Source organism: Treponema denticola (genome assembly GCF_024181405.1).
Taxonomy (GTDB): Bacteria; Spirochaetota; Spirochaetia; order Treponematales; family Treponemataceae; genus Treponema_B; species Treponema_B denticola_D.
The window spans coordinates 1,672,777-1,696,015 of sequence record NZ_CP051302.1; the positions used below are offsets into that span (position 1 = coordinate 1,672,777).

Consider the following 23,239-nt stretch of genomic DNA (forward strand, 5'->3'; position numbering starts at 1 on the left):
AATTCGGCCTCGTAGACTAAAAAAGATATTTATGCTATAATACTCAAACATATGAGTAAGAAATTTGTTTTTTCAGCAAAAGAAGTTGTCGTTTACCCGGGTCAGGGCGTCGGTACTATCACGGATATTACCAAAAAAGAGATAGCCGGAGAAGTCATTGACTATTATGTTATTTATCTGTCCGATTCGGATATGACGGTCTTAGTCCCTATTACCGGAATCGATAATCTGGGAATAAGACGTATAGTAACAAAGGCAGAAGCTGAAGCCGCCCTCAAATTCCTATCCGAAGATTTTGAACCTATCCCGATAGATTGGAAGGCCCGCTATCAAATGAATATGGACCTATTTAAAAGCGGAAAAATCTTGGACACAGGCTCGGTCGTACGCTCCCTCTACCAACGCAGTAAAACAAAGGAGCTTCCCATTCAAGAAAGAAAGCTCTATGACTCAGCCTATAGAATTTTTCAAGACGAAATAGCAGCGGCATTAAAGATGACAAAAACAGAAGTAGAGGCAGCTATACACTTACACCTTGAACCGCTAGGCGGCCCAATCGAAAAATTCAAGGATGACTATGATGACGACGACGACGATTTAATCGCAAATGATGATGAAAGACTTGATGATGACGATATGGATGAAGACGACATAGAAGACTCGGATATGTATGAGGACGATTAAAAGTTTAGGCTTTGCCGCCGTAATAACTGCAGCAGGCAAATCCCAACGAATGAATTTAGATACAAAAAAAGAATATTTAAGATTACCTGAATACGGAGAGGGCGTTACGGTTCTCTCCGAATGCCTTTTAAAATTTTTACAAACAAAGCTGTTTGAAGTCATAGTTGTTACTGTTCCCGCCAAAGATATTTCGGACGCAAATAATTTAATCTTCAACGATAAAAGAATTGAAAAAACTCTGATTGAAAAAAATACAAAAATAATCTTTACAGCCGGAGCCGATACAAGACAGACTTCCGTATTTAAAGCCCTTGTTAAACTCGGCGAGCTTAAAGAAAAAAAAGAAGCCGATTTTAACTTTGTGTTAATCCATGACGGAGCCCGCCCCTGGGTCAGCCCTGAGCTTATAAAACGAGTCTCCGATGAGGTAAGCAAGCGGGAGGCGGTAATTCCCGGTTACCAAGCCGTTGATACACAAAAAATCGCCGATAAATCCGGTAAAATAACCCAACACTTAAAAAGGAGTTCCGTATATTCGGTACAGACCCCTCAAGGATTCGGCTTTGAAAAGATATTGGCAGCTCATAAACAGGCTCTAGAAAACGGAAAAGAATACACCGACGACAGTGAGATTTACGGAGAATTTGCCGGAGACGTTTTTATCTGCACGGGAGAAGTATCCAACAAAAAAATAACCTTTAAGGAAGATATAAAATGAGAACAGGCTTAGGCTACGACTTACACCGCTTAGTCAGAGGAAAAAAGCTTATGATGGGAGGCGTTCATATTCCTTTTAAAAAAGGTGAAAAAGCCCACTCGGATGGAGACGTCCTCCTTCATGCCATTACAGATGCCCTCCTCGGAGCCTGCGGAATGGGAGACATAGGAGAGTTTTTCCCGCCAAACGATAAAAAGTGGAAGGACGCAAATTCCGCAGAACTTTTATCAACAGTATGGGAAATAATAAGCGAAGCAGGATGGAAGATTCAAAACATTGACTGCGTAATAATAATTGAAGAACCAAAAATCCTCCCATTCAGAGAAGAGATAAGAAGATCGATAGCAAGTATTTTAAAAATAGAAAAAGAGCAAATTTTTATAAAGGCAAAAACCGGAGAAGGCATAGGAATAATAGGAAAAGGCAAGGCCGTTGCCGCCCTTGCCTCATGCCTTATCTTTTGTCGGCATACTCAAGAATAAGATCTACTTCCCCGAGGGATAAGTTTAAAGCCTTTGCAATCTCGTTGTTTTTCCAACCTTGGCGTGACAGTTTTAGTACGTTTTCTTGCACATTTAATGACGGACTTCCGCTTTCGTTCCTTTCGGGTTTTTCTCCCTTAAAGAGGTCTGCCATCAGCTTTAGCTGAGCTTCCGATTCGCTCGAAATTTCTTTTAATCTGGTTTCGGTGGCGGCAAGCCAGCTTCTGGCCTGCTTTAGGTTATCCATCTTTGAGTTCAAATCTTCCAATGTAGAATCGACGCTCTCAATCTTTTCGCAAACAGCTTCTGCCCTTCCCTGATTTGATAAAAGAGTTTCAAGCGTTACCTTTATCTTTTCCATCTCGGGAGGAATTACACTTACCTCAGTCTTAAATTGTTTAATATCCGATTCAAGAGTCTTTAAATTTTCAAAAGCGGAATCAATGCTTTCAAGAGTTTGATTTAATACGGCTTCTTTTTTCTCAAGCCTTTCATAGCGGGTGTTTACATCACCGATACCTTCTTCCAATCTTCTAATTTGAACTTGGTATTGCTGTAAGTCATCATTTACGGAAGTAAGCTCGATGATTTTTTTGTCCATAGAGTCGGAAAGAGCATTAAGTTTTATAAACTCGCCTTCAAGAAGCTCAATGTTTTTGCGCTCATTCATAAAGCGGCTGACCTTTTGTTTAGCTTCTTCTTCCAAATGTGTAACCTTATCATATTGAAGAGTGAGGTCATCCATTGCATTTTTATAAACCTCAAATTTAGTAACCTCATTTTTAAGAGAAGCAATATCTTTTTCCAAACCTTCTTTTAATTCATCAGCCCTTTCAAAGACCTTGGTTTGTGTAATAAAGTCATTTTGTTTTTTATCTATTTCTTCTATAAGCGAATTTAGGCGGTCTGCATCAGCCTGAATCTTTTCGCGAACCTTCTCTTGGGTTTCATCAAGGCGGTTACGAACTTCAAGAATCATATCATTGATGCCCTGTACGGACAGCGCAGCCTCAGAAGCGGCTTCCTTAATTCTTTTATTGATTACCTCATTTAGTTTTTCTGCTTCGGTATTAAAGCGGTTTGTAACTTCTGAAGCATGCTCATCAATGGCCTTGTTTGCAGATGCAACCTTAGTATCAACGGAATTAAGCTTCGCCTGAATACCGTTAAAGGCGTCTCCGCTCTTTGCTACAAAGTCTTTGTACTGGGCATTATACTTGGCATCAAGATTTTTAATTGCATTTTCCGTTAAGCCTGCAAAGTTTGTAATCTTCTCGTCAAAGAATGAACGGGCATCCGTAAACTGCTGATCCGTGCGGTTCTTCCAAGCTTCAAAATCTTTTTTAATAGTTTCAAACTTGGCTTCCGACTCTTCCCGAATTGAAAGGAGTTTTTCTTGCATGCTCTTTGAAGTATTTTCAAGCTCTGCGTTTTGATTGGATACAGCCTCGCGAACCTGCTCCTTATATGAAGCAAGCTCAGTTTCAATCTGCTGAGATGCCTTTGCTTTTATCTGATCTACGTCTGCACGGAAAGATTCTATGTATTGCTCTACAGTGCCGTCCATTGCAGAAACCCGCGAATTTAAACCGGCTTCAACATCTTTAACCTTTTCATCCAGTTTGGTAAAAAGAGCTTTATATTCTTCGGCTGCCTGACCAAGCCTTACCCGCAGCTCTGCCTTATATTTTTCTTCCAAATCCTTCCGTGCCGATTCGTTTTCAGAAGCAAGAAGGGTCATGTTGGCAGAAACATCATCTTTCCACTGATCGAAGCTTAGATTAATAGCCTCGCTCCTCTTTGCAAGGTCTGCAAAGAAGTCGTCTTCAAACATTTTTAATTTTTCCGAAACGTTTGTATAGGCCTTAGCTTTTAGGTCATCGATACCTGCATCTATAGCCTTCATGCGTTCACGGATTTTTTCCGAATTATTAGTAAATTCGTTAAAAAAGTTTTGCTGACTTTGTTTGGCCGAATTTACGTAAGAAGAGAAGTCGGCTATAATCTCATTTTTAATAAGGGCTTGAGATTTTTCGATTTCTTCTTTTAAGCTGTCAACGTTTTCAATAGCCTTTTCAAATTTGGTAAATCTTTCTTCAGTCTGAATCTTAAACTCATTTAACTTTTTATCCGTAAATTTAGAAAGAGAATTTACGTTATCTTGGAAGTTAGAAGCAAGGCTGTTAAACTGAGACCTCATTGTAGCTTCGGTTTGGTTTAAATCGGCAGCAATCGCATCAGAACGTACCGAAACTGCATCCTCAGTTTCCTTCAATTTTTCGGATATGGAATTTATACGTAACGAAATATTTTCTTCGGTCCGGGAAAAATCCGACTGCATTTGAGCAAGATAGTCCTTTGCCTGAGTTTCCCATTCTGCCTTAAAATCCGAAGCCATCTGCCTTGTCCGGTTTAAATTGTCATCCATTTGGGTTTCAATCTCTGCAGCTGTTTCTTCAAATTCTTTGCGGTAGCTTTGAACCCTTTCTGCAGTTTCCTCTTTTAACTTAGCAAAGGCAGCTTCCTGAAGAGCTCCCGCCTTGTCTGCTGCAGAATTATATGCTTCTTTATATAAGTCTTGAAGTTTAATTGATGTTACTTCCAAGAGTTCGCCCGTATCTCTTTGGGCCGAAGCAAGGCGGTTTTCAACATCGTTGATTACAAGGCCCATTTCATCCAATATTTTGCTTTTATATTCGCTTAATTTGGCATCGGCTTCGGCTGCAAAATTTTGTTTTAATTCCGGAATACTTTCAGTAAGATTATTCAGCTGAACCCTTGCAGCGTTAATCGATTTTGCAAGAGAATCGACAAAATCAGCTTCCCTTGTAATTTCCATTAAATTTTTTTCTGCCAAGGCCGTCATATCCATAAGTTTTTGAATGGTTTGCCCGGATTCGGTAATGTATCTGTCTATATCCTGAATGGTGGCGGAGCGCTCTTCTACTGTTTGACTTTGCACTAAAAAATCGGCTCGAAGTTCATCAAGCCGCTTCACTGTAGCAATAGCCTTACTTTGCTGCACTCCCAATTCCGTAGAAAGATCGCTTAAAGTAGAATTTTTTTCGTTTACAAAAGCTTCAAGGTCTTCTTTTATTTTATCCCCGTATCTTTTTGCTTTTTCGATGGATCGGTTATTTTTATCGCTTTGTCTAAAAGCAATAATAATACCTATACAAATTACCAATGTTATAAGATTGAATAAAATATAATTCATTAAAAATTCCCACCCTTTTTTACGCTTATAATATCAAATTATATCATAAATTTCAATAATTGGCGATAGTTTGAAAAATAAATATCCGGTTTTTCATTATCTTTTTGAGCAAAAACTTTTTTAAGTAAGATAAATAACCTGCTCTTTATGCAGGCAGTGTGCATTCCTGCTGCCTTGGCCCCTGCAACATCGTACCTGAGATTGTTTCCCACATAGAGAATCTTATCGCAAGGCAGATCAAGGGCTTCTGCCAACCGTTTAAAGGGGAGAGGAGAAGGTTTTAAGGCCCCTATAGCCTCTGTCCCGAAAGCGGCATCACAGAGGGGTAAAATACCCCACACATCATTTTTTTGTTCCGGTAAAAAGTCCGAAAGAAGGGCTATTTTAAGCCCGCATCTTTTAAATTCCTCTATAGATTCCCTTGCAAAAAAGTAAGGTCTTATCCTTGCAAAACGCTTTTTCCAGCCCTCATAAATTTCCGTCTCCAAAAAGTTTTTAACATCTTCCTTATTTCTTCCTGCGTGTTTTGCCAAGATTTCGGCTTGAAAATCAAAAAAGTTGCTTAAAACTTTATCGGGATTCTTTTCCTGCCAAAGTCTTATATCTTTTCGGGTCTTGTTAAAAGCAGACATAAAATTAAAATTTTTTAACAGAAATGGAATTATACGTAAATTAAAGCGCCATGAAGGATAAAGCGTACCGTCAATGTCAAATGCTATAGCAGAAATACCGTACTTCATATGATTTTATACTATAAATGTAAGGCTTTGTCTACCTCTTGGAAGTTTACAAAAAATTTGATAGATTAAAAAAATGAACATAAACTTAGAACAAATACAAACTTTTGTTAAGGAAAACTTTACCCTGCCCTCTTTTATATCCATATTGTCTTTCTTGGGGATAATTTTAATAACATACATCTTTTTTAAAATTATAATTAAATCGCTTAAAAAATTTACGGAGAACAAGGTAAGCCCTGCAATTCAAAACCTTATAACAAAGATTTTACAATACACCTGTCTGGCCGTTATCTTGATGACGATATTTAAAAAGCTCGGTATAAACATAAATGCCTTTGTAGGAGCCGCAGGTATTGCCGGTGTTGCCATAGGTTTTGCAGCCCAAACCTCGGTGTCAAATATAATTTCAGGCTTCTTTGTCCTTGCAGAAAAAGCCTTTAAGGTAGGCGACCGTATCCAACTTGGAGACATAACGGGAAATGTAGAATCGATTGACTTTATGGCTATCAGGGTAAAAACCCTTGACGGAAACATCGTGCGTATTCCGAACGAGGTAGTCATAAAGGGAAACCTCATAAACTACTCAAGCCTCCCGATAAGGAGAATCGAAACAAAGATAAGCATTGCATACGGAAGCGACATGGAAAAGGTAGAATCCGTTTTAATGGAAATCCCGAACCGAGTACCTCAAATTCTAAAAAGCCCCGAACCCTTTGTTTTCTGGTCGGCTTATGCAGATTCCGGTATAGAAGTTGCCTTCTATGCTTGGGGAAAAAATGAAGACTTTCTTGTTATAAAGAATTCTATTTTTAAACTTATAGCCGAACTCTTCGAAGAAGCCGAAATAAATATTCCCTTCCCGCAGATGGACGTTTATATCAATCCGGAAAGAACAAAGAAACAGCCCTATTGATTTCTACTCCAAGGGAGCGAAGTACCCTATTTCATCCCGGCCTGATCTTTCCAAAAGCTGAACCTCTACTTCTACGGGTAAAAAAGACCTACCGAAGTCGGTTGACATGGTAGAAGTATATTTCAGCTGGTACATTCCCAAAGGCTTTTCGATAATATCATCAATAAGAGGTTTTAAGCCCCTTTCGGCATAGATGTATGAGGTCTTACCGCCAGTCTTTTTTGCAAGATAGCTCATTTCGGAAGCAGGAGCTCCCTTTTTTAAACTAATCGGATAAAAACGTATATTGTTATTTTTCATGTATGAAGCAAGGTCGTTTAAATTATACTGCTTAAAATTATCCGAATTAGGATCGCTGAAATTCAAAAAAAGAACGGCTCTTTTTTGTTCGGCATTTATCAGCTCCCCGACGGCAAGCCTCAAAGCAAGATCTAATTTCCAGTCGGACGAGGCCGGAGCCTTTATGCGGTTAGGCAGGGTTATCAAATCGGCAGGAGAGAATTTTCCCTCAAGAGCGGGAATAGATGAGGCTGAAATAAGGCTTATCTTTCCCCTGCCCTGCATTGCTTCTGCAATTTCCTTTAAGGCAGCCTCTATTAAGGCCTTTTCCTTTAAGGAATTGGGAGATCTTTCAACAATGACGGCTATATCGCAAGTTTTATTAAGATAGGAAGAACCGGTCAAAGAATAATCGGCAACAGGCCTGTTTCCCTCCGTGATTATAAAGTTATCCTGAGTCAAACCTACAATTTGTTTGCCGTCGCGGTTTTGTACGCTTACTTCAACCAAGACTTCAGGGAATTTATCTGAATAAACTTTTTTTATCAATACAAAAAGGCCGCCTGCAAGTTCATTTATTCTTGAAGTTATTTCTACCGTTTGATTTTTATGGTCTATTAAAAGAAGACTTCCGTTCACATCGGGAACCGCAGCCGTAATCTTTGTAGGAACATTTCCCAGACTCGTCAACTCGCTTACAGTCGAAAAAGCAATATCGATAAGGTAAGCCTTATTCCCTGCAGAAGCAACCAAATTGCCGTTCCATTCCCTAAGGGATTCTATTTGCTTTAAGGTGCCTTCAGGCAGGAGAGATTGAACAAAGTTGCCGGCCGTATCGAAGGTATAAACGGCGCCCTTTATTGCATCGGCAACATAGACAAGCCCGTCGACTACAGCTATCCCCGAAGGAGCCGTAAAGCCCCCGAAAAGACCGCTTTTTTTTCCAAAGGTAAAAAGAGGCTCTCCTGCAGAAGAAAAAACAACAATTCTTGCATTTCCAAAATCGCAAACATAGATATTGCCGTACTCGTCTTCAGCTAAAAACTGAGGGCCTATAAATTCTCCGTTTCCGCGGCCTCTCGCTCCGAAAGATTTTACAAAAGAACCGTTTTTATCGAGGAGAGAAAGCCTGTCGGCGGCAAATTCCGAAACCAAGAGATTTCCGTCCGATAGGGCTATAACATCGAAGGGCCTGTCAAAGCCTTGAATAGGCCCCTTTGTTCTGTCCAAGATAATACCGTTTACGTTAAAATGCAAAAGCTCGTTTGAGCCGTAAGCCGTCATCCAAAAGGAGCCGTCGGAAACAGCCGCTATCGAAAGGGGCTGGCGGAAAAGCTCTACAGTGCCGTTCTTTGAGCTAAAAGAAGAGTTTTCCACATACTTTATGTTATCTGAAGAATAGGGAGTAAGGCTCCTCGATTCTTTTAGAATTTCTATCTTGTTTTTTAAAAGCATTCCGCCGTAACCTGCTGCCTCGGCCAATTCCCACTGAGTCAGAGCTGCACCTTCAACACCTGAGCTGTAATAGGCCTTTCCAAGCCAATCTAAAATTAAAGACTCATCGGGCAGATAAGAAAGAGCTTTTTCGAATAAAAGGATGGCTTCGTTAAAGGTTCCGCGATAATAGGCTTGAACACCCCGCCTAAATTCTTCGGAAGCAACTCTCTTATCCGACGAGGACGGCTTATCGGTAAAATTCTTATCTTGTGAAAAAACAGGAACAGTAAATAAGACTAAGCTTATAAAAACAATTATACGACATTTTCTACCGAATTTCATCCTAAGCCTCCCGTGCATCAGAACTTATCATTTCAAAGTGTTTGAGTATAATCTTATTATCGGGTAATTTTTCTTTAGCTCGAGTAATATAGGATTTAGCTTCCGAAGGGAGGTTCATCTTATGATAGATTAAAGCCATCGAATCCAAATAAGCCGGATTTTCGGGCTGTTTTTCTACGGCTTTTTTGCAGAGGAGCAAGGAGCGTGTCAGATCTCTATCCGTTTCGGCCAAGATATAGGCCAGGCCGTTTAAGGCCGTGCTGTTTTCCGGAGCGGTTTTTAAGGCTTTTTCATAATAGTCGATGGCCTTTTCGGTTTCATGGTGTTCATAATAAACATAAGCCAATGAAGAAAAAACCTGTACCGACTCATAACCGGCTTCGATAAGTTTTGAAAGCTCAAACTCTGCAAGTCTGGTTCGGCCCGTATTTGCATAGATAAAGGCTAATATCAATCTGCATTGATAAACCTTTGCAATATCCTTGCTTGCAGTTACTACCTGCTCAAGATATTCAAGAGCCTGCTCATACTCCGACAAGCGGGAATATATTAGTCCTATATAATAGTTTATTTCGATTTTTATAAGAACATCTTCAGTGCTTACACTTAAAAAGAAAACTAAAGCTTCCTGATAGTCTTTTTTGTTATATAGGTTTATCCCCTCTTTTAATTCGGAATACATGAAACCCTCCCTTTTTCAAATTATACAGAAAAAAAACTTTTTACACAATAGCAGAGAAAAACACTTAAAAATTTACTAATCTTAAAACCCTTATTAAAAGGTTCTTGCAGAGCCTGTAGGCTTAGCCATGTATACCAAAGGTTTAAATCCGAAAATTCTTTCGTAATCTCCAACTTTTTCTATATAAGCTTTTGCATCTTCATCTCTAAGAATAGTATAAGTACAGCCGCCGAATCCCTTTCCCGTCATTCGTGAACACACAAGGTTGGTTACCGAAGGCTCCATAAACTCAAGGGAGCGCTTGACCAGCCAATCCAATTCGGGACAGGAAATCTCGAAGCGGTCTCTAAGCCCGTCATGCGAGCGGTTTAAGATACGTGAAAGCATTATATTATCTTTGCGCTTTAGGGCGTCCACAGCTTCATCAACACTTAAAGATTCTCTTATAATATAGGTAACCCTTCTCCTCACCGACTCGGGGATATCGATTTCTTCAAGCATTTTTTCGGTCAAATGCATCATATTTTTAGGCATATCCGGCTGTTTTTTTACCAGCTCATAGGCCTCTACACATTCATCCAATCTGGACGTCAACTCTTCGCGGGCGATTATGCGGGGTACACGGGAATCCGTTAATATAATGGAATGACCCTCGATTGGAAAAGGATAAATATCCGCAGTTTTTTTTCGATGGTCGGTACGCACACAGTGATTGGATTTTGCAAAAAGAGCACATAAAATATCCGCTCTATGTGCATAAGTATTTAAATGTTGAACATTAGCATGTTCAAGAATATCTACCAAATCGCTTTTGGTAAGTTTTGGGGCAAACATCTTCCTCAATATGAGGGCTGTTGCCGTTTTAAGAGCGTTGGGCGTTCCCAAGCCCGCATCCGCAGGTATTTCGGACAAAATAGTAAAATTTAAGCCGGAAACATGATGTCCGAAGTCGTTAAATGCCGAAATAACGGCCTTAACCGCATTAGCCCATCTGTCTTCCCTCTTATATCTGAGACCTGAATAAGATATTTTCTTCCGCTCATTAAGCGAAATTGAAAACAGCCTAAAGTTATTATCACTGCGCCTGGATGCACAAGCATATAAATAGTGATTAATGCTCATGGAAAGAGTATTTCCTTGTGCAAACCATGTATGTTCACCTAGAAGATGAAACCGCCCCGGAGCGGCAGCACATACTTCAGGTTCATCTCCATATTCGTCAATATGAAATGTAACTATTTTTTGCATAAATATATAATACTCGTTATATTGAAATTTTTCAATAAAAATGATTAAATAGATGTGTAAATATGCGATTTTTTTTATCTTTTTTTATTGTTTTTATCTCTTCGGTCCTATTTTCTTTCGGAATCCCCAATGAAATTTTAAATTTCGGCTCTGCTATTGCAGGTTTTTCAGGATTAGTTTTAGTATACTATGCACTTCTTAACTGCGGCTCACATAAAAGAGCGGCATTTTTGTACGGTTTTTTTGTTTCTTTTGTACATTTGATGTCAAGTTTTTGGCTTGCATTTTTTGAAGATTTTGCAATATTTACGCTTGGAGCCAGCACCCTTGCATATTTTTTTATAGCAATGCCCTTCGGCTTTTTACTTTATCATAGTCTTCAAAAAAGGAAAAATTTACGCCCCTTTTTCTTTGCCGCCGTTTGGCTCCTCTGGGAATTTGCAAAATCTACAGGCTTTTTAGCCTATCCTTGGGGAACGGCCCCGATGATCTGCTTTAATTTAAAGCCTTTTATTCAGTTTGTAGATATAACGGGAGTTTGGGGGCTTTCTTTTATTGTCCCCCTTATTGCAGCCTGCTTAGGCGAAGCCTTACAAATGTATGCGTATTCGGCAAATTCAAAGACCTTTTTTAAAGGTTTAACCGAAATTAAAAGCCCCCTGATTTTTACAGCTTTTTTGGTTTTAATTATAAACATTTACGGAATAACAATTCTGTCGGCAGAGATAAAGCCTGCAACCTTTTTAAATACCGTAATTGTCCAGCAAAACACCGACCCATGGGATAACTCCCAATTTGAAGAAAATATAAAAACCTCTCAAGATTTAAGCCGTAAGGCGATATTTTCTGCAAGTAAAAAGCCGGATCTTATAGTTTGGAGCGAGTCATCCCTTATAGTTCCTTACAAGGACAACGAGGATTTTTACGGAATTCTTCCTTATGGTGACCCGTTTACCCGTTTTTTAGCCGATACGGATACCCCGATCATAGTAGGCTCCCCGTATATAGACGGAAAAAAACAATATAACGCAGCCTATCTTTTATCCCCTGAAGGGAAAATTTTAGATATTTATTCAAAAATCCAACTCGTCCCCTTTGCCGAGTACATTCCTTTTATAGACAACCCCCTTGTTGTCCGTTTTTTTGATAAGCTGGTCGGCTTTTCTTCAGGCTGGAATCCGGGAACCGAATATAAGGTATTCGGTATTAAAAATTCGGAAGGAAAGACGGTCAATTTTACTGTTCCCATATGCTTTGAAGATGCTTTTCCTGCAGTCTGCCTTAATTTACACAATGCTGGAAGTGAGGTTCTTATAAACATAACAAACGATTCTTGGTCTAAAACAAAGAGTGCCGAATATCAGCATTTTGTCGTTGCCCATTTTAGAGCCATAGAGCTTAGAACGACCTTGGTACGCTCAACCAATTCAGGCTACTCCGTAGTTGTAGACCCTAAAGGAAGAGTTATTGCAGACCTTTCCCTCTTCAAGGCAGAATCCGTTTATACGGAAGTCCCTGTTTACGGACACAAAAAAACATTTTATGCCTCGTATAAGGATTGGTTCCCTATTATGATATTTTTAATATTGATTTTTAATATATTTTTGGAAAAAAGGAGGGCTAAAACAGCACAGTTTTAAGTATGCCGCCTTAGCCCAAAAAGGAGGTAAAATTATTTAAAGATTTTATCTTTTAATCTTTGGGGTAACCAAATTGTGACCTTCTCTTATAAAGTCAAACCAAATCTCGCCCTTTGCGTTTGAAAGCTCATCATAAAAGCTCAAAACATCTTTTATATCTTTTCCGTTGACCTTTACTATAAGGTCGCCCGGCTGTAAACTCATAACGGCAGCAGGGCTCTTAGCCTGTAAACTTGTTACCAAAACGCCGTTTTGACCTTTTTTAAGCTCCAGTTGTTTTATAATTTCTTCAGTTAAAGGAGACGGAACAAAACCGGGCCAAAGTTTGGAAGAATCCGCTACATTTTTTTCATCTCTTTCTTCGATTTTTACGGTTGCGGAGATTTCTTTTCCTTTTCGTAAAATCTTAAAGGATGAAGATTCTCCCGGCTTTAAGTCGGCGATAACACGCAGTATATCGTCAACATTTTTAACTTTTGTCGAATTTACCTCGGTAATATAATCACCGGGCTTTATACCGCCCTTGTCCGCAGGCGAACCTAAAAATACCTGTCCTGCAAAAGCACCTTCAATATCCTTTAAGTTTAAGTTTTCTCTAAACTTATCGTTTATTTCAAGAAGCTGAACGCCGAGCCAGCCGTATTTGATTTCACCCGAAGTAATAAAATCATCGATAGCTTTTTTGAGGTTGTTTATAGGAATCGAAAAGGCAAGACCTTGAGATCCGCCGCTTGATGAAACAATCCAGTTATTTATGCCTATAACTTCACCATAGATATTGACCAAGGGACCGCCTGAGTTGCCTTGATTTATCGCTGCATCCGTTTGGATAAAATCGTTTATATTATTTCTGTTAGGTCCGCCTGAACGGCCTACCGCACTTACAATACCGCTTGTAACGGTAGACACATAGCCCATAGGGGCACCGATTGCATATGTAAGATCTCCTACCTGTACGGTATTTGAGTCTCCCAACACGGCAACCCTTAAATCCTTATCATAATCGAAGGAAACAAGGGCAACGTCCTTCCTCTGATCAGAACCAATTAACTTACCTTGAACCTTATCCCCGTTATAAAGTATAACGGAAATTGTCTTGGCATTGCCTGTAACATGCTGGTTTGTCAGAACATAATAGGTTTTTCCCGTCTTTCTTACGATAACACCTGAGCCCATACCTTCGGCTTCATATTCCCTTTCCCCCTGACCGTCTTTTTGATCTTGAGGGCGGTTAAAGAAAAACCAAGGAAAACCGTCTATATTGTTTTGAACCTTTCTTGTTTCTACAACATCAAGGGTAACTACCGAGGGTAAAATCATGGAAGTAAGCTCTCGATTTGCTTTTTGAAGAGATTCAAGAGCCGAAACAGACTCTTTACTCAGCTCGGTCTTTAGCCCCGGATCGGCATACACTGTAGAAGCATTTTCGGGATTACTTGAACATCGGGCTGAAAGAAAAACAACCGAAACAAGCATAATAAATAAAATTCCGGCCATCGCTGAAAGCGGATTTTTTAATTTACGCATATATCTAACCTCACTACATAATTATAATACTAAAACAATGACTTTTAAGTCAAGTTACACAGAAAAAAATTTGAAAATTTCTTTGCTTCCTTGTTTTTTTTCATATTTGTGATATAATGGAGTTATGACAAAAACAGATAAAAAGAAAGTTGATTGTGCAGTAGCCCTTAGCTATGCTTTAGAGGCAAAAGCGCCGATAATTACGGCATCAGGAAGGGGGCTGACGGCAAAAAGAATTAAAGAGGCAGCCGAACGCAACAAAATTAAAATTATAGAAGATGAAACCTTGGCAAACATTCTTATCCACCACGAAATAGGTTCATGTATTCCCGAGTATACATATAAAGCTGTTGCCGCTATCTTTGCCTTTTTGCTGAAAAAGGATTAACTTAAAAGGGGATTTGGAATGTTAAAAAAAATTAAAACGGCTGATTTAAAAATTGGAGAGCGTTTTTCGGCTCCCGTATTTTTTGATGACGGGAAAAACATGTTTCTTTTAAAAGGTATGGCATTAAGTGAAAATGAATTGAACACTTTAAAAAGATGGAAAGTTCAATATGTTGTTACTGCCGGCGATCCTGTACCGGAAGGTGAGACCTTAGATGATGAAATAGCAGAGCTTGATGAGCTAGATGAGGTTGAAGCTCTTGAAGATCCGGAGGAAATAGAGGAAGTTCAAGAAGACTATCCCATCAGCGGGACCAAAATTAAAAGATCCGAAATTGAAGAAATTTCTGCCGATTGCATTCTAAAGCTTACACAAGATTCCCGCTCAATGCAGCTCCATACCGAATATCTGGAAATTATAAAGAGCCTTGAAAAAGTATTTGAAAATTTCAAAGCCAGAAAACCGGTGGATAATATGCCTGTAAACTATCATGCTACACAGTTGATAGAACTGGTCAGAAAAAATCCTCCTCTTTGCGTAGGTTTTATATTGGGAACCGAACTTGAAGAAGATAATTTGGCCCGCTCGTCCGTAAATACGGCTATCTTAGCCATCATTTTAAGCGAGGCTCTCGAGCTTCCCAAAAATAGAATTAACGAAATAACTATCGCAGCCCTCTTACACGATGTCGGAATGATAAAAATACCTCAAAAAATCCTCAATAAAACCGAAACCCTGACTGATATTGAAAAGCAGGCTGTTGCAGCTCACACAGCCTATGGCTACAAGACAGTTATGAGTGAACTCATGTACACACGGGAAATTGCCTTGAGCATTATGCAGCACCACGAAAGATGGGATGGAAAGGGCTATCCTAACGGTCTTTCAGGAAAGGATATAGATATAGGAGCAAGAATTATAACCGTAGCCGATGCCTTTGTTGCAATGATAACGCCCAAGCCATACAGGGATTTAATGCTGGGATATCAAGCCATGAAAAATCTTCTTTCAGATAATGCCCGCATTTTCGATCCCGAAATAATAAAGGCCATGATTAGAAGTGTGGGAATTTACCCTATAGGCTCCATCGTTTTAATGAATGATGCTTCTCTTGCCAGAGTAATTAAAAGCTCGCCGGAAGCACCGATGCGCCCCTTCATCCGTATATTAATTGACTCAACAGGAGAGATTTTGGATGAGAATTCAGAGCTTGTAGATTTAAAGAAAAATAAAAATCTTTTTATAGTTCGGGCTATCGATCCGCGAACTTACAGAAATAAATAATGGATTCTCTGGGCTCAAAAGGAGAAAGTAGAATAGCCGAGTGGCTGACCGATAAGGACTATCTTATCTTAGAAAAAAATTGGAGAACTCGCACCGGAGAGATAGATATAATTGCTTTAGATAAAACGGAGCAAACATCATCCGGCGGGGTTCTGGTTTTTGTAGAAGTAAAAACCTTATTAAAAACTGAACTATCCGATTTAGATCTTATTATCAACAAAAAAAAACAAGAGAGGATTATAAAAACCGCTAAACATTTTCTCGCAAACAATCGAAAATATAATAAGATGTATATAAGATTTGATGTGATTGTATTACGATCAAACCCTTTTTTGGAACAGCCGCTTGAGATATTACATTTAAAAGACGCCTTTGGAGATTGCTATGACTAGTGTGAATTTATTTCCACCTAAAAAAAACACCTCTACCCATAATACCGTACTAACGGATGAGGAAATTCATGCAATGGAATTAAAACTTGAAGACCCCGAGTACATAAATGCCGCTATTTATAGACTGGCTTCAATTATAACGGAAAGAGTGCTGAACGGCGGACTCGATTACGAAAATATGAATTGCAAAAAGAGGATAAGAATATGAGTAAAAGAAGGTTTAAACCTATGAGAAGTCAAAGGACGGAAAAACGGGAAGATGATACCCCGCAAAAACGCCCCCTTGACGGACAAATAAAAAAAGCAAAAACTTTTCAAGGCCAAAACAGAGAACCGGCTTTTAAAAAAATAGAATATCCCAAATACAAATGCACAAAGTGCGGCGAAATTATACAGGACTTAAGCTCGGCCATTGCCGATAAGGAAAGCGGCCTGCCTGTACACTTTGACTGCGTTATCGAATTTTTAAAAAAAGCGGAAGAATTAAAAGAAGGAGAAGAAATCATTTACATAGGAAACGGGAACTTTGCCGTCGCCTATTTTGAAAATCCCAAAATTCGTAAAAACTTTAAAATCATAAAACTAATTGAATGGGAAGATAAAAATAAGCTCTACCAATGGAAAAAAGATATTTCGGAGCTTACATCAACAACATAAAAAAAGCCGGACAATGCTCCGGCCTTTTTTTTATACAAACCTAATATCTAAAAAGCATCAAAAAGTTTATCAATCGGTTTAACCGATTTTATCAAAACCGCAATAGGGAACAAGCACTTCCGGTATCTTAATAGAACCGTCAGCCTGCTGATAATTTTCCAAGACGGCTATCATAGCCCTCGACATCGCCAAAGCAGTTCCGTTTAGGGTATGAAGGAATTTGTTTTTACCGTCATCGTCCTTGTAGCGTATATTTAAGCGGCGTGCCTGATAATCGGTACAGTTTGAAGTAGAGGTAACCTCGCCCCATTCTCCTCCGTTTCTTCCGGGCATCCATGCTTCCAAGTCCCACTTTCGGTAGGCAGGAGCCCCTAAGTCGCCCGTGCAAGTATCGACAACCCTGAATGGAATTCCCAAACCGTTGAAGATTTCTTCTTCAATTAAGCGGAGCTCCTCATGGATAGCATCGGATTCTTCCGGCGTACAATAAACAAACATTTCGAGTTTTGAAAACTGATGAACCCTGTAAAGCCCCTTTGAAAACTGTCCGGCGGCTCCCGCTTCACGTCTAAAGCAATGAGAAAGACCGCAGTATTTTAACGGCAAGCTTTCTTTTTTGATAATCTCGTCCGAGTGATAGCCACCCAGAGTAATCTCGGCAGTTGCAACCAAACAAGTGCCCTCGCCTTCAAGAGAATAGACGTTTGATTCTTCGCCGCGGGGATTAAAGCCTATACCGTATAAGATTTCTTCTTTTGCTACGTCAGGAGTGATAAAGGGTTTAAACCCGTGCTTCCGCAATATGTTAAGACCGTACATCGTAAGAGCCTGCTCCAAAAATACGGCTTCGTTTTTTAAAAAATAGAATTTGACGCCTGAAACCTTTGTTCCGGCTTCAAAGTCGATAAGATCCAAATCTTGGCCCAACTGAACATGGTCCTTGGGCTCAAAGTCAAACTTGGGCACGGTTCCGCAGCGCTTAACTTCCAAATTGTCCGAATCTTCTTTGCCGACAGGGGCTTCTGGATGGGCCATATTCGGAATTTTACTTACAGCCTCGTGCAGGGCTTTTTCGGCTTCAGCAAGATCGGCTTCAACTTGGGCGATTTTTTCTTTTATAGCCTTCCCTTGATCAACCAGTTTTTGTCTTTCTTCGGTACTTAATTTTTGCTTCATTGACTGGGAGTTATCGTTTCGATCTTTTTGCAGGTTCTGCAAAGAAGTAACAAGGGCAGTACGCTTATCATATAGTTCTACTGCCTTATCGGCATCCGCATTCATATGCCGGTTTTTAATATTTTGTTTTACGGCTTCAACATTTTCTTTAATAAATTTATAGTCTAACATAGCAAAATTGTACTTTTTATTTCGAATTCTGTCAAGACTAAAATTTAACGATACATTTAACGGACAGCTTGACAATTTTTGAGAATTATCGGATACTCAAATACGATATAAGTATTTTATAATACAATTTTATTCATTATGGAGGAATTTTATGAACAGAAAATTATTTTTTGTTTTTCTTGTTTTTGCCTTGCTTTTTACAGGTATGCTGACGGCAAAATCGATCGGTTTGGATTTGGAAGTCGGAGGGGCTTATAACAACCACCAATTACATACAATCGGTAGCAGTTATGGTTCTAACGGCTTCAGATACCATGGAATAAGCTCAAAAGACTTGGGAGGCTTCAATATAGGTATTTCCTACCCTCTTCCCAAAAACTGGGCCGTCTTTGCAAATACTACATTTACATTTAACAATATATTTGTAAACGATACAATGCTTGGAGTAGGCTATATATTTAAGCCCGGAAAAGGTTTTGAGCTCTTGTTAGGCGGAGCTTTTGCATTCGGCGGTTCCGCTTTTCAGTGGGCAAACTTAAATCAGATTATAACCGATAGTTACTTCAATATAGGCGGAGGAATAAATTTTACCGCTTCTTATATGTTTACAGGAAAATTCGGAATGTATGCAGGAGCTTCGGCACTATACTATAAACCTGTAGTAGGAAATCGATCAACAAAAACAGGTAACAACACCACAACAACAAGTATCAAATCCGGCTCACTGCCTGATATGGCAAAATCGATAGGTTTAAAACTTGGATTAAAAATCAAATTATAAAAACCTTTGCTCCTAGGTCTTGACATTCATTCCCGTTTTGCGTATTATGTTCACTCGCATCGGGATGTAGCCTAGGGGCTAAGGCGTCTGGTTTGGGACCAGAAGATCGGGGGTTCAAATCCCTCCATCCCGATCCTTAAAACCTTGGGATCGTAGCTCATCAGGATAGAGCAACTGCCTTCTAAGCAGTAGGTAGGGGGTTCGAGTCCCTCCGGTCCCGCTAAAAGCCGATTAAGTAGTCTTGTATACCGGCAAGATAACTTAATCGGCTTTTTTAATGCCCTAATATTTTATTCCCAGTTTTTTCATCTTGCTTTGAAGGGTTCCCGGTTTTAGGTTTAAAAGAGCGGCAGCTCCGTCTTTGCCGTAAATTTTTCCGTTTGAGGCTAAAAGAGCTTTTTGAATAATCTCGGTTTGAGCCTCATCAAAAGGTTTAATATCTTCAGGCAAAACCTTATCTTTTTCGGCATCTTTATTTATCGCAGGCTTTAGGGGCTTTTTTTTGGCAGCGTTTGAAATGTAGAATTCTCTTGTTCCCGGCACCAAGTGCTCGGCAGGGATTTCTCCGCCTTGCGAAAGAATTGCAGCCCGCTCTACAACATTTTTAAGCTCGCGGACATTTCCATGCCAAGGCATAGACATAAGTTTTTCGATTGCAGCCATCGAAAGGCTTGTGTTTTCAAAGCCCTTCCTTTTGCGTATATCCGAAATAAAGTGTTCGGCTAAGAGGGCCGTATCGTCGTCGCGTTCCCTCAAAGGCGGAAGCCTTAGCGGAAAAACATCCAGCCTGTAAAGCAGGTCTTCACGGAAGCGCCCCATCGAAACGGCCTCGGCCAAATCGACATTGGTTGCGGCTATTATGCGCACATCCACAGAAACGGGCTTTTCCCCGCCGACACGCTCGAATTTTCCGTCTTGAAGAACACGCAAAAGTTTGGGCTGTAAATCAAAGGGCAGATCCCCCACCTCGTCCAAAAAGAGGGTGCCGCCGTCGGCAAGTTCAAACCGCCCCTTCCGCAAGGCCGCAGCCCCTGAAAAGGCACCTTTTTCATGCCCGAAGATTTCACTTTCAGCAAGGCTCTGCACAAGGGCAGAACAGTTTACGGGCACAAAGGGTTTTTCAGCCCTGTTGGAAAGCCTGTGAATGGTGCGGGCTGCCTGTTCTTTTCCCGTTCCCGTTTCTCCCGAAATTAAAACCGGCACATCAGAGGCCGCAACCAGCTTTATCGAATCTAAAACCGTAGTCCAAGCCCTGGAAGAACCGACCATATCCTTAAAAACATTTGTCGAAGCGTTAAGCAAAACATTTCTTTCAAGCAGGAGGCTTTCGGTTTTTTGAATGAGGGATTGGGAGGCATCAGTTTGAACCAAGGCAACCGAAATAAGTTTTGAAATTGTAGATATAAAACGGACGATTTCGGGCGTAAAGCGGGAACACATACTGTGATCCAAGGTCATCATTCCGATGGCCTTATCTCCTATGTAAAGTGGAGCCACCAAACAAGAATGATTGTCGGGCAGCTTCATTATTTCGTCATAGGTATCGATGTGGGGAATATTTTCGTCAAACAAAAAAGCCTTTCTTTCATCTAAAATTCGGGCAATGTCTTTCCGTTTGTTTAAGTTAATCGTAAAATCGTCCAGCAATTTTGAAGAAAGCGGGCCTATGGCCTTTCTTACCTTTAGAACATTTTTATCTTCAAAGCCCATAACAACGGCAAGCTCGTAATCGACCAGTTCTCTTAAAGCCTCAAGAATAAGCTCCAATGCCTGCTCGGCCGAGATGGGGTTGGTTTTATTTAAAACGGATATAGCCTTGTTCATACAATGCGATTATACCTTTCAGTTTTCCGTCTGATGAGGGTCAGTAGCATTTAGAAATTCGCCGGTGCCTTGAATAACATATCCGGATGTATGTCCCGTAATAGTACCGCCGCGCCATATAAAGGTTCCGTTTGTGTTAATGTACACAGCACAGCCTTTACCTCCGCTGCTTGTCAGAGCTGTGTTGTTTGACAATTTACCGTTATTCATCAAAAAATTAGCATGTTTGTCGATATATATACCGCCGCCATTTTTTGCTCCATTTGATATAAACTTGCCGCCGCTCATAGTCGCTATCACAGAGTTTTGTGGGTTACGACCTTTCATATAGATGCCGCCACCAAGGCCATCACCAATTGAGGTATCTGTATTGTTGTTTACAAATTCGGTACCCGTATCTTCGGTATCCATATCTATAGTTAGCTTGCCCTTGGAATTATTTGCTAGAACATAGAGCCCTGCGCCCTTGCCTTTCACATAGTTATCATGAATTTTAGTATCCCGTATTGTCAGTGAACTGTCCTCAGCATAGATACCGCCGCCTTCTTTGGCGGTTGTGCTATTCTCAATAGTACAGTCTTTGATAGTTGCCGTTTGCACTTTTTTCAGATACATGCCTCCTCCCTGTTTTATAGTGAACTTATCGGCGGCAGTTTCACCGATAAACCCGCATTGGTTTAGTGTTACGTTTGATAAAGACACCTCTCCCTTTCCGTAAACGGATATGCCCGCTCCGCGTCCGGTCTTGTCGGCTGGGTGGGTGGCATACTTGATATTGCAGTTTTTGATTTTTGCGTTTTGTATTTTAAGCTCGCCGGGTTTGTCCGGATCCCAATAGCAGTTTATACCACCGCCTAAGTTGCCTTGTCCGCCCGACGCTATAAGCGTATTATCTTTTATTTCTGTTGTTGTACTCATAGTGTCGGGGTCACCGTTTTCATCCGTGTTGATATACAGATTTCCGCGGGTAATATTGATAGCACCGCCTGTTATGTGCCCGGTGTTATCTTTGATAATCCCGCCCTTAATGCGGACAATCGGCTGATTGTCGGAACTATTGCCCGCAAAGATTGCCCCTCCGCCTGCATTCATTGTTTGGCAGCCCGTAATGGTACATCTTTCAAGTACTGCCTCTACCCCGCCGTTCAAATATATACCGCCTCCGCCGTATGCTGTACAGTTTGTAATAGTACAGTTTTTAAGCGCCAAGGTTTTTATACTTACAGCAGAAATGGCACCGCCGTACTCAGAGGGGCCCCCTTCAATACCATTCTTAAGTTTCAGGTCTTCGAGCGTAAACTCCGTATTATCTCCCGTTACAGTAAAAATACGGAAGTTGGAAACAGGTTTATTCGAAACTGATGTGCCGAGCTGTGTATCAAAAACAGCTCCGTTTTTGCCCTTTATCGTAAGGCTTTTGTTTACTTCGATAGTACCGGAGTTACCGGGTGCATTTGTTGCTTTCACATCATTCATTATGGTTATAAGGCCGCCGGGCCTAGCTTTGGCAACAGCCGTTTTTAGATTGTGCCATGCCGTATCGAAGTCACTTAAATCAGGGATGAAGCCTAAGGTCTCCGCTTCTTTTGGTGCCGAAGATAGTCCTTTTTCGTCGGTCAGCCATACCCTGTATTTTTTGGAGAGAGCATCGGTCGAGGATGGTGATGCATTCGTTTTAACATAAACTATCCAGCTTCCAGGGCCGGGAGGTACGTCAAAAACCCGATCAACCGATGATAAAAGGCCCTCTGACGGAGTTGGGGGTATATTGAATCCGGATCCATTCTTCTTTACGGTAAGAGGTATTATTACTTCTGAGCCGCCTTCTTCCTGTATGTGAATCGCTTTGATGTCTTTATGCAAACGCTTTCCGTCCAACATAGGTGTCATGCCCGCGGTTTCATCAAAACACAGTGCGTAGTACCAGTTACTTTCGACTTGCGTCTTTGCTATCGTTATATTCCCGACATCCGGCGGGGCCGTATTTACTTCGATATTTAAACTGAACTTTCTACTGAATATTCTGCCGTCTGTGGAAATAAGGGTAATTTCGGGGCCTATTCCGCCGTTACTCCACTCGTGTTTTTTTAAAAAATCAGCTTTGTATATCAGCTCCAGCTCATAGATTGACTTTTCCTCTAGGGTGTAGTCAGTGCTGTATCTAGGTTGCTGATCTGGAGGAAGGCCCGGAAAGCAGATAACCCTTCCCGCATCTGCGTCGGAGGTAGGCATAATCAAGTCAATGTTTTTCGGATTATTCAAGCCGATCGTAATCCTAACATCTTGGCCCGACGGTATGCAGAATGATCTGCCTATCGAGGGGTGATCACAGTTCATGTGGAAATACCTGGGAACAACCTCTTTCGACCAGTAGTCGAAGAATTCTTCAGGGTCATCAGTAAATTGTTTACAAGTTGAAAATATAAAGACTGCCAATAGTGCAGCAAGTGTAGTTAAAATCTTTAAAATGTTTTTCATATTTTTGATTGAATTGTTCCAATATGTAAAACATATTTTTTTGTAATTGCTATCGGTGCGTTTGTCTGTCATCGACGCTTAATATAACACTTTTCGCAATAAATTACAACTTTCCGGGAATTTTTTTTAACCGCAGCGAGCGCAAAGCGTTGAGCTCACGCTAAACTTCGCAAAGATGT

At 40.4% G+C, this 23,239-nt stretch carries 20 protein-coding genes and 2 tRNA genes; 13 read left to right on the forward strand and 9 right to left on the reverse strand.

Annotated features, from left to right (window positions below):
• The first annotated feature begins 51 nt into the window (after window positions 1–51).
• Genes HGJ18_RS07900 through ispF form a run of 3 tightly spaced genes read left to right on the forward strand, consistent with a single transcriptional unit; the run spans window position 52 to window position 1,884 of the window.
• Window positions 52–684 (forward strand): CarD family transcriptional regulator, encoded by a 633-nt coding sequence (locus HGJ18_RS07900; protein ID WP_010689757.1) that lies wholly within the window; start codon window positions 52–54, stop codon window positions 682–684.
• The gene (locus tag HGJ18_RS07905; protein WP_253695533.1) at window positions 671–1,402 is read left to right on the forward strand and encodes an IspD/TarI family cytidylyltransferase; all 732 of its coding nucleotides are present in this window, start codon (window positions 671–673) and stop codon (window positions 1,400–1,402) included. The genes HGJ18_RS07900 and HGJ18_RS07905 overlap by 14 nt, the downstream gene beginning before the upstream one ends.
• Window positions 1,399–1,884 carry a 2-C-methyl-D-erythritol 2,4-cyclodiphosphate synthase gene (gene ispF / locus HGJ18_RS07910; RefSeq protein ID WP_253695535.1) on the forward strand — a complete coding sequence of 162 codons (486 nt, stop codon included), beginning with the start codon at window positions 1,399–1,401 and terminating at the stop codon, window positions 1,882–1,884. Before HGJ18_RS07905 ends, ispF begins: the two co-directional genes overlap by 4 nt.
• Here the strand turns inward: ispF and HGJ18_RS07915 are convergent.
• A complete protein-coding gene (locus HGJ18_RS07915; protein ID WP_253695541.1) occupies window positions 1,856–5,101 on the reverse strand; it encodes a SpiroCoCo family coiled-coil protein in 3,246 nt (1,081 codons plus the stop codon). The two genes, ispF and HGJ18_RS07915, sit on opposite strands and share 29 nt — an antisense overlap.
• Before the next feature lie 38 nt (window positions 5,102–5,139).
• Window positions 5,140–5,841 (reverse strand): HAD family hydrolase, encoded by a 702-nt coding sequence (locus tag HGJ18_RS07920; RefSeq protein ID WP_253695543.1) that lies wholly within the window; start codon window positions 5,839–5,841, stop codon window positions 5,140–5,142.
• 73 nt (window positions 5,842–5,914) lie between these two features.
• Here HGJ18_RS07920 and HGJ18_RS07925 point away from each other — a divergent pair, with 73 nt between their 5' ends.
• A complete protein-coding gene (locus HGJ18_RS07925; RefSeq protein ID WP_253695544.1) occupies window positions 5,915–6,754 on the forward strand; it encodes a mechanosensitive ion channel family protein in 840 nt (279 codons plus the stop codon).
• Between the two features lie 3 nt (window positions 6,755–6,757).
• Here HGJ18_RS07925 and HGJ18_RS07930 read toward each other — a convergent pair whose 3' ends face one another.
• The 3 genes from HGJ18_RS07930 to HGJ18_RS07940 form a co-directional block, all read right to left on the reverse strand.
• A complete protein-coding gene (locus HGJ18_RS07930) occupies window positions 6,758–8,812 on the reverse strand; it encodes a hypothetical protein (protein ID WP_253695546.1) in 2,055 nt (684 codons plus the stop codon).
• Window position 8,813: 1 nt separating this feature from the next.
• Window positions 8,814–9,494 carry a tetratricopeptide repeat protein gene (locus HGJ18_RS07935; RefSeq protein WP_253695553.1) on the reverse strand — a complete coding sequence of 227 codons (681 nt, stop codon included), beginning with the start codon at window positions 9,492–9,494 and terminating at the stop codon, window positions 8,814–8,816.
• 93 nt (window positions 9,495–9,587) lie between these two features.
• The gene (locus HGJ18_RS07940) at window positions 9,588–10,742 is read right to left on the reverse strand and encodes a galactokinase (protein WP_253695555.1); all 1,155 of its coding nucleotides are present in this window, start codon (window positions 10,740–10,742) and stop codon (window positions 9,588–9,590) included.
• Window positions 10,743–10,804: 62 nt separating this feature from the next.
• On the opposite strand from HGJ18_RS07940, the gene lnt reads away from it, so the two are divergent.
• Entirely contained in the window at window positions 10,805–12,382 is a 1,578-nt protein-coding gene (lnt, locus tag HGJ18_RS07945; protein WP_253695557.1) for an apolipoprotein N-acyltransferase, read from the forward strand.
• Window positions 12,383–12,427: 45 nt separating this feature from the next.
• Here lnt and HGJ18_RS07950 read toward each other — a convergent pair whose 3' ends face one another.
• On the reverse strand, window positions 12,428–13,909 hold the full coding sequence (locus HGJ18_RS07950; protein WP_253695558.1) for a Do family serine endopeptidase: 1,482 nt from the start codon (window positions 13,907–13,909) through the stop codon (window positions 12,428–12,430).
• Window positions 13,910–14,033: 124 nt separating this feature from the next.
• On the opposite strand from HGJ18_RS07950, the gene HGJ18_RS07955 reads away from it, so the two are divergent.
• Genes HGJ18_RS07955 through HGJ18_RS07975 form a run of 5 tightly spaced genes read left to right on the forward strand, consistent with a single transcriptional unit; the run spans window position 14,034 to window position 16,630 of the window.
• A complete protein-coding gene (locus tag HGJ18_RS07955; RefSeq protein WP_253695565.1) occupies window positions 14,034–14,297 on the forward strand; it encodes an EscU/YscU/HrcU family type III secretion system export apparatus switch protein in 264 nt (87 codons plus the stop codon).
• A gap of 18 nt (window positions 14,298–14,315) precedes the next feature.
• Window positions 14,316–15,581, forward strand: a complete 1,266-nt coding sequence (locus tag HGJ18_RS07960) for an HD-GYP domain-containing protein (RefSeq protein WP_253695566.1) — start codon at window positions 14,316–14,318, stop codon at window positions 15,579–15,581.
• The gene (locus HGJ18_RS07965; protein WP_002674325.1) at window positions 15,581–15,973 is read left to right on the forward strand and encodes a YraN family protein; all 393 of its coding nucleotides are present in this window, start codon (window positions 15,581–15,583) and stop codon (window positions 15,971–15,973) included. Before HGJ18_RS07960 ends, HGJ18_RS07965 begins: the two co-directional genes overlap by 1 nt.
• Window positions 15,966–16,181: a hypothetical protein gene (locus HGJ18_RS07970; RefSeq protein ID WP_002675754.1), complete on the forward strand. Its 216-nt coding sequence runs from the start codon at window positions 15,966–15,968 to the stop codon at window positions 16,179–16,181. Before HGJ18_RS07965 ends, HGJ18_RS07970 begins: the two co-directional genes overlap by 8 nt.
• Window positions 16,178–16,630: a hypothetical protein gene (locus HGJ18_RS07975; RefSeq protein ID WP_253695568.1), complete on the forward strand. Its 453-nt coding sequence runs from the start codon at window positions 16,178–16,180 to the stop codon at window positions 16,628–16,630. Before HGJ18_RS07970 ends, HGJ18_RS07975 begins: the two co-directional genes overlap by 4 nt.
• A gap of 78 nt (window positions 16,631–16,708) precedes the next feature.
• Here the strand turns inward: HGJ18_RS07975 and serS are convergent, their stop codons facing one another.
• Complete coding sequence (gene serS / locus HGJ18_RS07980; RefSeq protein WP_253695570.1) at window positions 16,709–17,977, reverse strand: serine--tRNA ligase; 1,269 nt, start codon at window positions 17,975–17,977, stop codon at window positions 16,709–16,711.
• Between the two features lie 151 nt (window positions 17,978–18,128).
• Here serS and HGJ18_RS07985 point away from each other — a divergent pair, with 151 nt between their 5' ends.
• From HGJ18_RS07985 to HGJ18_RS07995, 3 genes are all read left to right on the forward strand, one after another.
• Complete coding sequence (locus HGJ18_RS07985; RefSeq protein ID WP_253695572.1) at window positions 18,129–18,758, forward strand: hypothetical protein; 630 nt, start codon at window positions 18,129–18,131, stop codon at window positions 18,756–18,758.
• Between the two features lie 60 nt (window positions 18,759–18,818).
• Window positions 18,819–18,891, forward strand: a tRNA-Pro gene (locus tag HGJ18_RS07990).
• 13 nt (window positions 18,892–18,904) lie between these two features.
• Window positions 18,905–18,978, forward strand: a tRNA-Arg gene (locus HGJ18_RS07995).
• 62 nt (window positions 18,979–19,040) lie between these two features.
• Here HGJ18_RS07995 and HGJ18_RS08000 read toward each other — a convergent pair.
• Both HGJ18_RS08000 and HGJ18_RS08005 read right to left on the reverse strand, forming a co-directional pair.
• Window positions 19,041–20,582, reverse strand: a complete 1,542-nt coding sequence (locus HGJ18_RS08000; protein WP_253695574.1) for a sigma-54-dependent Fis family transcriptional regulator — start codon at window positions 20,580–20,582, stop codon at window positions 19,041–19,043.
• An 18-nt stretch (window positions 20,583–20,600) separates the two neighbouring features.
• Entirely contained in the window at window positions 20,601–23,060 is a 2,460-nt protein-coding gene (locus HGJ18_RS08005; RefSeq protein ID WP_253695581.1) for a right-handed parallel beta-helix repeat-containing protein, read from the reverse strand.
• Window positions 23,061–23,239: the final 179 nt, after the last annotated feature.

Bases quoted from the DNA above. Each gene is read 5' to 3' on its own strand.
- HGJ18_RS07975 (WP_253695568.1), top strand. From the start codon at position 16,178: ATGAGTAAAAGAAGGTTTAAACCTATGAGAAGTCAAAGGACGGAAAAA.
- HGJ18_RS07920 (WP_253695543.1), bottom strand. From the start codon at position 5,841: ATGAAGTACGGTATTTCTGCTATAGCATTTGACATTGACGGTACGCTT.
- HGJ18_RS07915 (WP_253695541.1), bottom strand. From the start codon at position 5,101: ATGAATTATATTTTATTCAATCTTATAACATTGGTAATTTGTATAGGT.
- HGJ18_RS07940 (WP_253695555.1), bottom strand. From the start codon at position 10,742: ATGCAAAAAATAGTTACATTTCATATTGACGAATATGGAGATGAACCT.
- HGJ18_RS07925 (WP_253695544.1), top strand. From the start codon at position 5,915: ATGAACATAAACTTAGAACAAATACAAACTTTTGTTAAGGAAAACTTT.
- HGJ18_RS07960 (WP_253695566.1), top strand. From the start codon at position 14,316: ATGTTAAAAAAAATTAAAACGGCTGATTTAAAAATTGGAGAGCGTTTT.
- ispF (WP_253695535.1), top strand. From the start codon at position 1,399: ATGAGAACAGGCTTAGGCTACGACTTACACCGCTTAGTCAGAGGAAAA.
- HGJ18_RS07905 (WP_253695533.1), top strand. From the start codon at position 671: ATGAGGACGATTAAAAGTTTAGGCTTTGCCGCCGTAATAACTGCAGCA.
- HGJ18_RS08005 (WP_253695581.1), bottom strand. From the start codon at position 23,060: ATGAAAAACATTTTAAAGATTTTAACTACACTTGCTGCACTATTGGCA.
- serS (WP_253695570.1), bottom strand. From the start codon at position 17,977: ATGTTAGACTATAAATTTATTAAAGAAAATGTTGAAGCCGTAAAACAA.
- lnt (WP_253695557.1), top strand. From the start codon at position 10,805: ATGCGATTTTTTTTATCTTTTTTTATTGTTTTTATCTCTTCGGTCCTA.
- HGJ18_RS07965 (WP_002674325.1), top strand. From the start codon at position 15,581: ATGGATTCTCTGGGCTCAAAAGGAGAAAGTAGAATAGCCGAGTGGCTG.
- HGJ18_RS07955 (WP_253695565.1), top strand. From the start codon at position 14,034: ATGACAAAAACAGATAAAAAGAAAGTTGATTGTGCAGTAGCCCTTAGC.
- HGJ18_RS08000 (WP_253695574.1), bottom strand. From the start codon at position 20,582: ATGAACAAGGCTATATCCGTTTTAAATAAAACCAACCCCATCTCGGCC.
- HGJ18_RS07950 (WP_253695558.1), bottom strand. From the start codon at position 13,909: ATGCGTAAATTAAAAAATCCGCTTTCAGCGATGGCCGGAATTTTATTT.
- HGJ18_RS07900 (WP_010689757.1), top strand. From the start codon at position 52: ATGAGTAAGAAATTTGTTTTTTCAGCAAAAGAAGTTGTCGTTTACCCG.
- HGJ18_RS07935 (WP_253695553.1), bottom strand. From the start codon at position 9,494: ATGTATTCCGAATTAAAAGAGGGGATAAACCTATATAACAAAAAAGAC.
- HGJ18_RS07985 (WP_253695572.1), top strand. From the start codon at position 18,129: ATGAACAGAAAATTATTTTTTGTTTTTCTTGTTTTTGCCTTGCTTTTT.
- HGJ18_RS07970 (WP_002675754.1), top strand. From the start codon at position 15,966: ATGACTAGTGTGAATTTATTTCCACCTAAAAAAAACACCTCTACCCAT.
- HGJ18_RS07930 (WP_253695546.1), bottom strand. From the start codon at position 8,812: ATGAAATTCGGTAGAAAATGTCGTATAATTGTTTTTATAAGCTTAGTC.